Origin of the sequence: Campylobacter sp., from assembly GCF_020024835.1 — a bacterium.
Lineage (GTDB): Bacteria > Campylobacterota > Campylobacteria > Campylobacterales > Campylobacteraceae > Campylobacter_D.
Genome location: NZ_JAHHTD010000037.1, coordinates 1 through 13,333, shown reverse-complemented (window position 1 = coordinate 13,333; position 13,333 = coordinate 1). Strand labels below are relative to the sequence as shown.

General features: G+C 28.6%; 10 protein-coding genes, 6 tRNA genes and 2 pseudogenes. 4 read left to right on the top strand and 14 right to left on the bottom strand.

Annotated features, from left to right (window positions below):
• From trmB to QZ429_RS06380, 3 genes are all read right to left on the bottom strand, one after another.
• Positions 1–917, bottom strand: a 917-nt coding sequence (trmB, locus tag QZ429_RS06390; RefSeq protein ID WP_291952962.1) for a tRNA (guanosine(46)-N7)-methyltransferase TrmB, incomplete at its 3' end; no start/stop codon positions are given.
• Positions 917–2,128: a ferrous iron transporter A gene (locus QZ429_RS06385; RefSeq protein ID WP_291952960.1), complete on the bottom strand. Its 1,212-nt coding sequence runs from the start codon at positions 2,126–2,128 to the stop codon at positions 917–919. The genes QZ429_RS06385 and trmB, both read right to left, overlap by 1 nt.
• Positions 2,082–3,047, bottom strand: a complete 966-nt coding sequence (locus QZ429_RS06380) for an RluA family pseudouridine synthase (RefSeq protein ID WP_291952959.1) — start codon at positions 3,045–3,047, stop codon at positions 2,082–2,084. Before QZ429_RS06380 ends, QZ429_RS06385 begins: the two co-directional genes overlap by 47 nt.
• 70 nt (positions 3,048–3,117) lie before the next feature.
• Here QZ429_RS06380 and QZ429_RS06375 point away from each other — a divergent pair, with 70 nt between their 5' ends.
• The 4 genes and pseudogenes from QZ429_RS06375 to QZ429_RS06360 all read left to right on the top strand — a co-directional run bounded on the left by QZ429_RS06375 (position 3,118) and on the right by QZ429_RS06360 (position 6,017).
• Positions 3,118–4,227: an FtsW/RodA/SpoVE family cell cycle protein gene (locus QZ429_RS06375; protein WP_291952957.1), complete on the top strand. Its 1,110-nt coding sequence runs from the start codon at positions 3,118–3,120 to the stop codon at positions 4,225–4,227.
• 52 nt (positions 4,228–4,279) lie between these two features.
• Positions 4,280–4,356: transfer RNA gene (locus QZ429_RS06370), tRNA-Ile, on the top strand.
• Between the two features lie 318 nt (positions 4,357–4,674).
• Positions 4,675–5,436: pseudogene (locus QZ429_RS06365) on the top strand (hypothetical protein).
• Positions 5,421–6,017 (top strand): cysteine peptidase family C39 domain-containing protein, encoded by a 597-nt coding sequence (locus QZ429_RS06360; RefSeq protein ID WP_291952955.1) that lies wholly within the window; start codon positions 5,421–5,423, stop codon positions 6,015–6,017. Before QZ429_RS06365 ends, QZ429_RS06360 begins: the two are co-directional and overlap by 16 nt.
• A 4-nt stretch (positions 6,018–6,021) precedes the next feature.
• On the opposite strand, the gene QZ429_RS06355 is transcribed toward QZ429_RS06360, so the two are convergent.
• The 11 genes and pseudogenes from QZ429_RS06355 to QZ429_RS06305 all read right to left on the bottom strand — a co-directional run.
• Complete coding sequence (locus tag QZ429_RS06355; protein WP_291952954.1) at positions 6,022–7,287, bottom strand: Cj0814 family flagellar-dependent secreted protein; 1,266 nt, start codon at positions 7,285–7,287, stop codon at positions 6,022–6,024.
• A gap of 108 nt (positions 7,288–7,395) precedes the next feature.
• Positions 7,396–7,839 carry a hypothetical protein gene (locus tag QZ429_RS06350; protein WP_291952953.1) on the bottom strand — a complete coding sequence of 148 codons (444 nt, stop codon included), beginning with the start codon at positions 7,837–7,839 and terminating at the stop codon, positions 7,396–7,398.
• A 229-nt stretch (positions 7,840–8,068) separates the two neighbouring features.
• Positions 8,069–9,382, bottom strand: coding sequence for a Cj0814 family flagellar-dependent secreted protein (locus tag QZ429_RS06345; protein ID WP_291952951.1), 1,314 nt, complete (start codon positions 9,380–9,382; stop codon positions 8,069–8,071).
• Positions 9,383–9,565: 183 nt separating this feature from the next.
• Positions 9,566–9,641, bottom strand: a tRNA-Glu gene (locus tag QZ429_RS06340).
• 8 nt (positions 9,642–9,649) lie between these two features.
• Positions 9,650–9,725: transfer RNA gene (locus tag QZ429_RS06335), tRNA-Lys, on the bottom strand.
• A gap of 2 nt (positions 9,726–9,727) precedes the next feature.
• Positions 9,728–9,804, bottom strand: a tRNA-Asp gene (locus QZ429_RS06330).
• Between the two features lie 16 nt (positions 9,805–9,820).
• Positions 9,821–9,896: transfer RNA gene (locus QZ429_RS06325), tRNA-Val, on the bottom strand.
• Between the two features lie 15 nt (positions 9,897–9,911).
• Positions 9,912–9,987 (bottom strand) — tRNA-Lys (locus tag QZ429_RS06320).
• A 78-nt stretch (positions 9,988–10,065) separates the two neighbouring features.
• Positions 10,066–12,174, bottom strand: a complete 2,109-nt coding sequence (locus tag QZ429_RS06315; RefSeq protein WP_291952949.1) for a polyribonucleotide nucleotidyltransferase — start codon at positions 12,172–12,174, stop codon at positions 10,066–10,068.
• An 80-nt stretch (positions 12,175–12,254) separates the two neighbouring features.
• On the bottom strand, positions 12,255–12,914 hold the full coding sequence (locus tag QZ429_RS06310; RefSeq protein WP_291952947.1) for a phosphoribosyltransferase family protein: 660 nt from the start codon (positions 12,912–12,914) through the stop codon (positions 12,255–12,257).
• Positions 12,911–13,333 (bottom strand): annotated as a pseudogene (locus tag QZ429_RS06305) (LPS-assembly protein LptD); the annotation flags it as partial. The pseudogene QZ429_RS06305 and the gene QZ429_RS06310, both read right to left, overlap by 4 nt.

Below are 13,333 nucleotides of genomic sequence, written 5' to 3'. Positions count from 1 at the left end.
TTTATATTCTCTATGGCAAATTTTTTTTCAACGCATTCTTCTTTATACTCTTTAAATCCACTAATAACTAGATCGTATATATCTTTATTTTGCCTTTTCCAACGATCTTCATATTTACTTGAAATTGCTAAATCTTTATTCTTATCAATAACAGCTTTTAAATGAGATAAATTTAAAAAAGTATTCAAAGTAAAATCAAAATACAAAAAACTATCTGTTCTAAGTTCAAATTTTCCACTTTTTTTTAAAATTCTTGCACATTCATTTACAAAATTTAATCCCACCACTCTTCGATGTGGTTTTTTATCCCAAGGCACAGGAAAATGGAGAAAAATTTTATCTATTAAATTAGACTCCATAATACTTAGCAATAACCTTGCATCAGTTTTTATCAACAATACATTCTTAATACCTTGATTTAATGCTAACTTCGCTACTTGCTCAAGTGCTGGAGTATAAATTTCAACTCCTATAATCAAAGCATTGGGATTAATTTTTGCTTGATACAATAAATGCCTGCCACTTCCAAAACCTATTTCTATATAAATTTCATTTTGATTTTGAATTCTTAAAAGCAATTCTTTTAAATCACTAGCAATTAAAGAAGTTTTTTGCAATAATCTAGTATGCTTTAAAGCAATTGCTTCATTTATAATATCTTGAGCAAAATTATCTCTAAACAATAACAAAGCTTTCTGTAAATAACCTATCTGCGAAGGCTTAGTGTATTTTTCGCCTTTAATAAGCCACTCATTTTTATTTTTATCTTGTTTAATTTGTATAAAAAAACACTCTTGCTCAACACGCGTAAAAATCAAATCAACATTCTCACTATGAGCACACCAAGAAAATTCTACATCATCTTGCTTAAAAGGAAAAATGGGTAAATTTACTTTTTTACACTTAAAATTTGGCATTATTTAACTGCTGTAAATTTATTTGATGACTTTGATTCTATACCATTAACATCAATAGCTATTACTTCATAGCTATACACCTTTCCAGGAAGTGCTGTAATATCTTTAAGTTGCTTTGATTTAATTTCCTTAAATACAGCAGAATTTCCTCCACCACTTCTTTTAACCATATATTCACGTGCCCTATCATCATTATCCACCCATTCTACCTTGATACCATCATCTTCAACAGCACACAAAATAATACTTGGAGCCAATGGAGCACCTAAAGTAATGCCCTCTACTGCCTCATTCATTAAAGGACTTTCTAATCCATCTTTATCTACCATACTAATTTTATAGTATTTTTTTTGACCTATTCCATCTACTATATCTTCATAAGTATTATCAGCAGTTTTTGCAATAACACTCAAAGGTAAAAAAGTATTTGAGCCAGAATATACCTTATAATATGCAAAATCAGCATAATCTATCTTGTCCCAATTTAAAATAATTTTCCTTGGTGCATCTTTACTTGCTGTTAAATTTGTAACCATCGGAGGTAGTGCTTTTGTAGTTGATTCTACTACTTGACTTGGAGCACTTTTAATCCCATCATAAGTTTGAGCTACAACTCTATACTGAAAACTTTCATCAGGCTTTAAAGAATCATCTATATACTCAGCACTTAAACGATTTTTCACTTTAGCAAGCTCTTTAAATTTCATATCTTTCATATTAGCACGTTCTATAATATATGAATTTACTCTAAAATCAGGATGAGGCCTCCATACTATTTTTACGCGATTTGGCAAACCAACAATTGCTTGTGCAAAAGGAACTGGATCGATAATTCTAGTAGTATAAGCTTCTATGCTAATCCCATCAGGTGAGATTTGTCCAAGCTCATTATAAGTTTTCATAGAATAATAGTATTTAGTATTTGGTTGTAAATTAGTATCTGTATAATGAGTCTGAAATTTATTATTAATTTTTGCAATTAATTCCATAGGTGCACCTATAGAATTTGATCTATAAATATAAAATCCAGCTATATTTTGATCATATAAAGGCTCCCATTCAAACGCTATACTAGTAATATCTCCTATACTTTTAATGTTAGATATTTTTGGCAATCCTTCATTAATCTGTGCTACCTTTGGCAAACTAGTTGTGCTACAAGCACTAAAAACTAAAGCAGTGCTTAAGATAGCTAAGTGAAATTTTTTCATCGATTTCTCCTTTATTAAAATTTTCTTTTAAAATTTGATTAAAATCATCAAAAATAGGAGCCTTAATAAACATAAGCTCTTTTGTTTTTGGATGAGTAAAATACATCAAATATGCATGAAGCATTACTCTATTATACTTTATCTTTCCTTTATATCCGTATAATTGATCACCTAAAATATATCGATTAAAATCAGCTAAATGAACTCTAATTTGATGTGTTCTTCCTGTGTATAATTTAGCAGCTATTAAAGCACAATTTTGAGAATGTAGCAAATTTAAAAAATCAGTTTTAGCATTTTTTGCATGATGATGAAATACATCATTAGTAGTAATCTTTTTTAATCTATTGCTAGGGCACCTTATAATAGCTTTTTCATTAGAAATTTTATCTTCTTTTAAAGCTAAATCACACAAAGCTATATAAATCCTACCCATACTTTTATCTAAAAGTTGATTAGCTAAGAATTGATGTGCATAATTATTTTTTGCTATAACAATTGCTCCGCTAGTGCCTTTATCAAGCCTATGAACAAGCCCTGCTCTATACTCTCCATTTAAATTCGACAAAGCATAACCTTTAGACAAAAGCCAATCTACCAAGGTCGCTTCTTTGACGCTATTTGCTCCATGCACTACAAGATTTGGATTTTTATTAAGGACTAAAATATCTTCATCTTCGTGTAAAATTTCTACATCAAAGTCTAAAATACAATCTTGAAACGATTTTTGAATTTGGGGTAATTTTATAAGAATTTCATCTTTTGATTTTACTTTAAATGAATTTTTATTGATACTTTTTCCATTAACATATACAAAATTGTCTTTAATAATTTTAGAAACTTGAGAACGACTTTGTCTTATAATATTAGTCAATAAAACATCAAGTCTTTCTTCACAAAGTGAGGAAAAATTAAACATATACTCGCTTTCCTTATAATAAATTTGAAATTCTAGCATATAATTGCATAATATTTTGCAAAGGATTCTTATGATTAAACTTGATAAAAGAATTTTGACTCATTTTGATTTTGTTCAGCCTGTGCTCATACTTCCTATTATCATAATATCATTATTTTTAATCTATGAAGCCAATGAACGCTTGCTAGAAAAACAATTAATTTATACTCTCATAGGGCTTGCAGGCTTTATTTTCTTCTTTTTAATACCCTTAAGAAGATTAATCTGGCTAATACCTATTTCGTATTGGATTAATATCATTTTACTTTTAAGTGTTGATATTTTTGGCATAGAAAAATTAGGAGCTAAAAGATGGCTTGAAATTCCTTTCACAGGATTTACTATGCAACCTTCTGAAATTTTTAAACCATCTTTTATATTGATGTTAGCTTATTTAATACATCAAAATCCACCTCCTAAAAATGGATACAATCTAAAACAATTTACCCAGCTAAGTTTTTATATATTATTGCCTTTTTTTCTCATAGCAGGAGAACCTGACTTAGGGACGGGTTTAATCCTTTTAATTGTCGGCTTTGGAATGATTTTTATTATTGGTGCTAATTACAAAATTTGGCTTTCAATTTTTGCAACTATAGTTATTGTTTCCCCTATAATTTATACTGATTTTTTAAAGCCTTATCAAAAACAAAGAATTCATGATTTTTTAGCAGAAGAACCTAGTTACCATGTAAAACAATCTATCATAGCCATAGGTAGCGGGGGTTTAACCGGAAAAGAAGCTAATGAGGCAACTCAAACACATTTTAAATTTTTACCTATTTCAACTAGTGATTTTATTTTTGCTTACACCGTTGAAAGATTTGGCTTTATAGGGGCTATAATTGTTATTTTGCTATACACATTATTAATTTTTCATCTACTAAGTTTAAACTATAAACATAAAGATGATTATTTTACTAGAGTTGTAACAAATTGCATTGCTTTGTTTATTTTTATATATGTAGCAGTTAATATCTCTATGACTATAGGTTTTGCACCAGTAGTTGGAATCCCTATGCCTTTTTATAGCCACGGCGGAAGTTCTTTTGCTACTTTTATGATATTTTTTGGAATTTTGCAAAATTTAATTACTTTTAGGTATTTAGACATAGAAAAAGCTGTTAAATTTAAATTCTAAATTTAAATTAAGAATAATAAGATATAATCCCAACTTAGCTTCTACTTCTGGCGGATTTATAGCTCAGTTGGTTAGAGCAACCGGCTCATAACCGGTTGGTCGCAGGTTCGAGTCCTGCTAAATCCACCATTATATTATTCATAAGTATTTCATATTAGTGCTAGTAGATACATTCAAATAAGCATTCCTTGCATTATCGCCTTTGTAAATTCTTTGTTTTTATTTTCATTTTGTATTTGTTTTTGTAAGTTTGGGATTTGTATTTATATAATTTTAATGGATTTTTCAAAATATTCATTAAAAGAGTTTAATAAAAATATTATCATATTCTACATTTACTAAAAGCAAAACTTGATAATAAAAAACTTAAAATCAATAAATTTGCTAATTTTTTTAACATAATTTATTATTTTAAAGAAAAGCTTTAAAAAATTTAGAAAGATGACAATGAAAAAGATTTGTTTGGCATTTATGGTTTTAATTAGTTGTATTTTTGCTAGTGATGAGCTAAATATAGACAATTTGTTTAAAAAGCAAATAGGCTTAAGAAGTATCACTACCATATCTTTACTTAGCACAGGAAATCCGCATTCTTATTATATATATCCAAATATAGGTGTTAATGGGGATTTAAATGTATGAAATGATGCTAAACAATTATATTTAAATCAGACTTTCATTTATACGCTAGCACCTAAATTAGATATTCTTGTTTTAGGTGGTGGAAATTATGCAAGGCAAGAATATAATAATATTATAACAGGAGAAATTACAAGTAAAAATACTTTAAATTTTGATTCTTTGTGGGTAGGATTTATTTATACAGGAGATAATATTGCAGATTTTATACCACAGATTAAATTTCAAACAGCAATTATTCAAAGAGAAAAAACAATAATGCAAACTAAGAATTTTTATTTTCAATCTCAAAATTTAGAAGCTAGTTTAAGGGGATATAGCGATCCTGTGGTATATAGTATTTATACTGGTTTTGGATATAACGCTAAGAGGAAATTTAAAATTGCTAAGATAGCTTATGGCAATAGTTTATATTTTGGTGGAAATTTATCAATAATTTTAAGCCCGAAAATCACTTTGGATTTAGGGGCAGAGCAAAGATTTCAAACAGAACAAAAAGTCACTAGTTTGGGCGGAAGTTCTGCTGCTCCAGATGCAATTTTTGGTATTAGCTTATGGAAAAAATTTTAAAAATATTGCTTATAGTGTTTATGCAGCCTTTATTTTTAAAAGCAGAATTTATAGTAAAGTCTTATCAAGAAATCAAAAATGAAAAAGTTATAAGACAAACATATGAAGAATCTTGCGGAGCTTCATCTTTAGCAACTTTGATTAATATGATTGACGATAAGAACTTTATGGAATTAGATCTTTTAAAAATTATGAGCGATCAAGAACTTTATACTGATATGGTAAGTTTTGCAGATTTAAGCAACGCTGTAAGAAAATTAGGATATGAAAGTAATTCTTATCAAATAAATAAAGACAATTTAAATAAGCTTATTAATATTCCAATGCTTGTAAAAATTGAAAACGACCCACGCTTTCCTCATTTTGTAGTAATTATTAATTATAAAGGGGGTTATTTACAAGTATTTGATCCAAGTTATGGAGAATATATAAGTTCTAAAAGAGAATTTTTTAGCATTTGGGATAGATATAATAAAGGCGGATATGCTTTAATTGTAGCACCAAAAAAAGAATTAAAGAAATTTAAATTAAATATACCAAAACATTTATTTTTTGAAATAGAACCTTTTGGTATAAATTAAAGGATTACGCCCTAGTTTGGCTCATGAGATTATTTAATCTATTCATTATAGAATTTACATAAGAATTTATACTTTCATTGCTAGGAGACCAGCCACTAGCTTTAGCTTGATTAAACTGATTATCAAACCAAGCTCCGCCATAACCTATGCTTGAATCTTGCCAAGCAATATTATTTTCTTTGGCATAAATTTTAGAATCAAGCCAACCATCTTGAGCGTGTGCTTTTAAAATTTGTGCAAAATCAACCTTACCTGTCATAATGTCATTTAAAGAGGCTAAAGAACCATCAAAACTTTCTTTTGTCATAGCTTCAATATGTGCTTTAACTAATGGGTTTAATGTTGTATTACCACCTTCTTTAACTTCTCCACCACTAGACTTTAAAAAACTCATAAATAAAGCTTCTTTAGTATAACCCCCATCTTCATTTTTGGGATAAACAGACATATCGGGATTAAAAGTATCTTTTGCTATATCGCTATCTAAATTTTGAGTTTCCATACTTTCAGGTGAAAAATCTAATTTATTTAATCCTGTATTGATAGAATTTTGCATTCCTATGTTATCTATAGTATTATACTGCTCTTGTGTATCATAAAAATTTGTTATAATTTGACTATCTAAATTTTGAAACATAAACTTAAAATCTGTATTATGAATACTATAACCTTTTGGTAAAGAATTTAAATCTTCTATGCTAAAACTAGTCTTATTAGAATTTCCAAAACTATGATTTATGATTTGATCAAATTTAGAATAATATTGTCTTATAGTATCAGCCATATCTATGTTTGTATAGTAATTTGAAATGCCTAAATAATTTGCAGTGCGTTCTTTAAAACTTGTATTAAATCTATACAACTCATCTAAAGTAGATTTATGTATCTTAAAATCTTCAGGTAATCCTGCAACTTTATTAAAATCATTTCCCATATAACCATTAAAATCAACACTATAACCATAAGCCATAGAAGCAGGATTATTAGTTTGTCTATATTTTAAAGCATAAATAGAATTTTTAAAATCACTTGATATATTATAATTAGGAGAATCACTTTTAATATTATTATTATTTTGATTTGATATTACTTCATTAAGTGCTAAGGTTTGAGTATTACTGCTTTGAATTTCAACTAATTTACTAGCATTTTGCTTAATAAAAGTATTTGCAAAATTTGTTTTTGAACTTGTTTTATTTTCTTTATTAGCTTTTGTTTGTGAAATAATAGAACCATAAGATGAATTATCATTTATACTAAATATACTCATTAGGCATTCCTTAAGATTTATATTTTTCTGCCTTTAATTCTTCAATCTTATGTTTTTACAAGCAAATTTTATTCCACTTAAATTTAAGTGGAATAGATAAAATTAGTATTAATATCTTTTTATAAATTCTTGTAAAACATCGTATGCATAAGAGCCTTGCCAAGCAAATATTGTATTAAATTTACCTGTTCTTTTTTCATAGCTTTGTAAATAATAATCTTTTTTATTATTTACATAACGATATTTAGCAAGGACCATTTTTCCTGAATCAAGTCTCATTTTTTGTGCAGTCAAATAACTTCCTTTTTCACCTCCATCTTCAGTTGCAACATAAGCATAACTCCTGAGACCAGAAGTAAAATCATAGTCTGGATCTCTATAAAAATAAACACCGCCTTTAACCTCTTTCATTTCATTAAGACTAAGAGTTTTTACTCCAATAGAAGTATCACTTAAAGCACCATTACTAATTTTAGATAAAAAATCATCAGCAATAGCAGAACTTGAAATTAATATGCTTAAGGTTGTAAATTTAATTACATTTTTAAACATTAAGACTTCCTCCTTTTTTTAATAATTTGATAAATTATATTACTAATATTGTTTTTATAAATTAATTTCCTATTGAAAAAGAAAATTTGACTGCATAAAAGAAACATTAATTTAATTAGAAAAGGAATGGCATTAAAAAATTAACTAAAAAATATATACTTTATTATTATAATGAATATACCAAAACATTTATTTTTTGAAATAGAACCTTTTGGTATAAATTAAAGGATTACGCCCTAGTTTGGCTCATGAGATTATTTAATCTATCCATTATAGAATTTGTATAAGAATTAATTGTGTTGCTTTGTGCTTTCCAACCATTAGCAAAATCTTTTTTCATATCAAAATCTAATTGAGAATTTCCCATTGCTTCATTTTTTGAAATTCCATGTTCATAAAGATAAAGATGTATATTTTGAAAACTTTCTTCAGCATAATACTTAAACAAAGACTGAAAATCGATTTTTTTTGTCATTATATCATCCAAGTGCATACTTGAACTTCCAAAGCTTTCTTTTGCTCTAACTATATTATGCATTTGTGCTTTTGGATTTAAAGTGGTGTTTGGGCTATATAAAATACGCCCTTCTTGAGATTTTAACAAACTCATAAATAAAGCTTCTTTAGTATAACTCCCATCTTCATTTTTGGGATAAACTGACATATCAGGCTTGAATTCATGTTCACCGCCTTTATCGATGTTATTTAAGTCTTTCATAGATAGTCCTAAAGTTTCTGGCTTGATACCTGTTATTAACCCCCAAGAATCATCATAAATATTATTTGCCTCATTAAATTGCTCTGATGTTTTATATACATTTGAAATTTTTACATCAGAATAATCTGCTAAGAATTTAATGCGTATATCATTATTTCTTATTGCGTCTGGATGTTGAAATCCTATGCCATATCCGTTATAAAACCCATCAACAGCATAACCTTTTGGCATAGAATTAATATCTGCTTCAGTGAAACTTGTTTTATCATTTGGAAAACTTTGACTTAAAGCATTAGAAAAAAGATTGTAATATTGTTTTATAGTATCAGCCATATCTATGTTTTCATAATATTTATTTACACCTAAATATTCTTTTTCACCTGCAATAATAGGATTGTTTTCAGCAGCTTTTTTAATCTCATCTAAAGTAGATTTATGTATCTTAAAATCTTCAGGTAATCCTGCAACTTTATTAAAATCATTTCCCATATAACCATTAAAATCAACACTATAACCATAAGCCATAGAAGCAGGATTATTAGTTTGTCTATATTTTAAAGCATAAATAGAATTTTTAAAATCACTTGATATATTATAATTAGGAGAATCACTTTTAATATTATTATTATTTTGATTTGATATTACTTCATTAAGTGCTAAGGTTTGAGTATTACTGCTTTGAATTTCAACTAATTTACTAGCATTTTGCTTAATAAAAGTATTTGCAAAATTTGTTTTTGAACTTGTTTTATTTTCTTTATTAGCTTTTGTTTGTGAAATAATAGAACCATAAGATGAATTATCATTTATACTAAATATACTCATTAGGCATTCCTTAAGATTTATATTTTTCTGCCTTTAATTCTTCAATCTTATGTTTTTACAAGCAAATTTTATTCCACTTAAATTTAAGTGGAATGAATAAAATTAGTATTTTTTTATAAATTAAGGTAAAAATTTCTTACATATAACATTTATATTGATTTCTTAGCAAAAATTATTGAGTGATGGCGACCCCTAGAGGATTTGAACCTCTGTTACCACACAGAGAGAGTGATGTCCTGAGCCACTAGACGAAAGGGTCAAAAGTGGTGGTGTCCCGTGTTGGATTCGAACCAACGGCCCCCTCCTTAAAAGGGAGATGCTCTACCGGCTGAGCTAACGAGACAATGGCGCGGCGGACGGGGCTCGAACCCGCGACCTCCGGCGTGACAGGCCGATATTCTAACCAGCTGAACTACCGCCGCAACCAATAAATAAGAATGGTGGTCACTATAAGACTCGAACTTATGACATCCACCTTGTAAGGGTGGCGCTCTACCAACTGAGCTAAGCGACCAAAAAGATATTATAATGGTGTCCCGTGTTGGATTCGAACCAACGGCCCCCTCCTTAAAAGGGAGATGCTCTACCGGCTGAGCTAACGAGACGACAAAAAAATGAAATTATGCCAAAATGAAAACTTTTTGTCAAGAACAAAAAGTAAGCCTAAATGCTTACTTAAATTATTAAACTAAATCCAAAGAAACTTTCCCGTTTTTGATATCTGCAACTTTTACTTTAACTTCATTTCCTAATTCTAATTTTTCTTTTATTTTAGAGCTATGTAACAATCCATCTACTCCATCTTTTAATTCTACAAAAACACCAAAATAAACGATTTTTTGAACTTTTCCCACAAATTCTTCACCAATTTCAAATTTAGGCAACTCTTTTTTATCTCTTTTTTTATTAAAAACCTTAGTATGAATTAAATTTAAAATAAATTCTTTACTTTGATGAATCATTTCTTGATTAGAACCAGAAATTTTAACTTCACCTTTGTCTCTATCTAAATCTATGCAAACTTCAAACTTTTCAATAATATCTTTTATAGTTTTACCACCTTGACCTATAATGTCTGGAATTTTATTAGAATCCACGCTAAAAATTTCTATCTTAGGCAAAATATCTTTATTTATAATTATTTTCTCACTAGCATCTTGCATTATGTTTAAAATATAATCTCTTGCTTCTTTAGCTTGATACAAAGCCTCTTTTAAAACTCTTTGTTCGATACCACCTAATTTTATATCCATTTGCAAAGCTGTGATACCATCAAAACTTCCAGCAACTTTAAAATCCATATCTCCATCGTGATCTTCAAGACCCATAATATCAGTTAAAATAGCATATTTTTCCTTTTCAAATATAAGCCCCATAGCCACTCCTGCGACTAGTTTTGCACTAGGAACGCCCGCTGCTTTTAATGCTAAAGAACCACCACAAACTGTTGCCATAGAACTAGAACCATTACTCTCTAAAATTTCTGAAACTAAGCGTATGGTATGAATATATTCGCTATCTACACTAGGTTGAAGTGCTCTTTTTGCTAAATTTCCGTGTCCAAGCTCTCTTCTACCAGGTGCTTTTATAGGACTTGCTTCACCAACTGAAAATCCAGGAAAATTATAATTAACCATAAATTTCTCACAAATTGGATTTTTTTCTGTAAGAATATCTGACATTTGTGCATCATTATCATTTCCTAGTGTTGTCACTACTAAAGCCTGAGTTTGACCTCTTGTAAATAAGCACGATCCGTGGGCACTAGGCAAAATATTTGTTTCTATATCTATTTTTCTAATTTCTTTTAATCCTCTCCCATCAGCTCTTTTTTCTTCTTTAATAATTTGATCTCTTACAAGCTCTCTTTTACACAAATGCAAAGCTTTTTCAATGTCCTCTAGCGACCATCCTTTTTCGGTAGTAATATTTTCTTGATAAATTTCCTCAGCAATCTTAAAAATTTCACTTGCCCTTTCGCTTTTTGCCATTTGATTAATTGCTATTTTTAATTTTGCTAAATAAGAATTTTTGATAAAACAAACAAGCTCACTATAATCACCTTCTATTTTGTATTTAATATTAGAATTTTTTCTATAAGCTGCAAAAGTTCTTTCATACTCATTAGAACCTTTTAAAATAGCACTACTTGCGATTTCTAGCGCTCTAAGTGTATCATCCTCACTTAATTCATTCATCAAATATAAATTATCTTTTTTGCTAGCTAATGCTCTCATTTCTATCATCAAAAGCTCATCTTTTATTCCAGCAACATATAAATCAAGCGTGCTATTTTTTAGCTCACTATTGCTAGGATTTAAAACAAATTCATTATTAATACGTCCTATTCTCACACCACAAACTGGAGCTTTTATTGGAATATCACTTAAATATAAAGCAACACTTGCGGCATTTAAACTCATAACTTGTAAATCAACCTCACTATCTACAGAAAGCACCATAATAACAATTTGAGTTGGATAAGCATAACCTTTTGGAAATAAAGGTCTTAAACTTCTATCTATTATTCTTGCACTTAATGTTTCATTATCACCTGGTTTAGTTTCTCTTTTTATGTATCCACCTGGAATTTTACCTGCAGCATAAGATTTTTCAATATATTGCACCGTAAGTGGCAAAAAATCCTCTTCTACCATTTTGTCTTCACGAGCAACAGTTGCTAATACAACAGCATTTTTTTCTCTCATTAATACAGCTCCAGATGCTTGTTTTGCTACCTTGTCAGTATCAAAAAATTCAATATGATTATTAATATTTATTTCATGCAGCATAATTTTCCTTTTTTTAATAATTTTATCTATCTATAAGTTTATATTTAAACAATATATTATCACATTGCTTAAATATAAACTCACCTTTTAAGTGGTAAGTAATACTCACTCTCTTCTAAAATTTCTAGTATCTCTTGAGACTCAAGCTTTATCTTATGCTGAAAATAAGATTCAACATCTATAAAATGATCAATTTTTTGAACACAAAAAACTTCATCAACAAACATACTAATATAATCATAAACATCACTAGGCATTACAGCAGTAGCATAAATAATGCTATTTACTTCTTCTTTTAAAAGACTTTTAATACAAGATAAAGCAGTAATGCCACTTTCGCAACCCTCGTGTAATATCAAAATATTTTTTCCTTTTAATTCATTTAAAAGATTGCCTTTTCTATAGCGATAAACATTTTTTAAAATTTTTTCCTCATAAGTCCTATTAGCTTCACCATAAATATAATCTAAACTAATATCAAAAGCTTTTACCAATGCTTCATTATAGACAAGCTCCTTATTTTCACTAACCATAGCTATTTGACACTCGCTATTATTTGGTGCCTTAATTTGCTCTGTAAATAAGAAATTATAAGATATATCTAACCTACACGCTAATTCATTTACAAACACTATAGATTTTAAAGACGGAGTGATAATAAGATAGTCTTTTAATTTAGCAATAGGCAACTGATCATACAATCTTTGTGCAGCTTCTTTTTCATCTTCAAATAATATCATATATTCTTCTCATTTTCTTCCAAGGCAAAATCATAAGCAACTCCACCAATTGGATAAAAGTTAAACATAAAATACAAACCGCTTTGATCCTTAGCACTAATACCAGCACTTGTAAGTTTAGGCGATATGTCCTCTTTATACATTAAAGAGTAATTCCAACATTTTCTCTGATAAGTATAACCAATCTCCCATTTATCAGGAGTTTTATTTAAATCAAACCATATACCACCAAAGATTTGATAATTAGTATTTATATTATAATAAGTTTTCGTGCCTATAAAATTATATTTTTCATTCTCATAAAATCTATAAGCATGATTTAAGCTAATTTTCCATACATCATAATCAATCAAAATATCACTAAAAACTTTGTCAAAGCGATTACTAACGCCATTATACTCACTTTCATTTCTAAAACT

Coding starts and splice junctions, on each gene's coding strand:
- QZ429_RS06375 (WP_291952957.1), top strand. CDS start 3,118: ATGATTAAACTTGATAAAAGAATTTTGACTCATTTTGATTTTGTTCAG.
- QZ429_RS06380 (WP_291952959.1), bottom strand. CDS start 3,047: ATGTTTAATTTTTCCTCACTTTGTGAAGAAAGACTTGATGTTTTATTG.
- QZ429_RS06315 (WP_291952949.1), bottom strand. CDS start 12,174: ATGCTGCATGAAATAAATATTAATAATCATATTGAATTTTTTGATACT.
- QZ429_RS06350 (WP_291952953.1), bottom strand. CDS start 7,839: ATGTTTAAAAATGTAATTAAATTTACAACCTTAAGCATATTAATTTCA.
- QZ429_RS06385 (WP_291952960.1), bottom strand. CDS start 2,128: ATGAAAAAATTTCACTTAGCTATCTTAAGCACTGCTTTAGTTTTTAGT.
- QZ429_RS06345 (WP_291952951.1), bottom strand. CDS start 9,382: ATGAGTATATTTAGTATAAATGATAATTCATCTTATGGTTCTATTATT.
- QZ429_RS06310 (WP_291952947.1), bottom strand. CDS start 12,914: ATGATATTATTTGAAGATGAAAAAGAAGCTGCACAAAGATTGTATGAT.
- QZ429_RS06360 (WP_291952955.1), top strand. CDS start 5,421: ATGGAAAAAATTTTAAAAATATTGCTTATAGTGTTTATGCAGCCTTTA.
- QZ429_RS06355 (WP_291952954.1), bottom strand. CDS start 7,287: ATGAGTATATTTAGTATAAATGATAATTCATCTTATGGTTCTATTATT.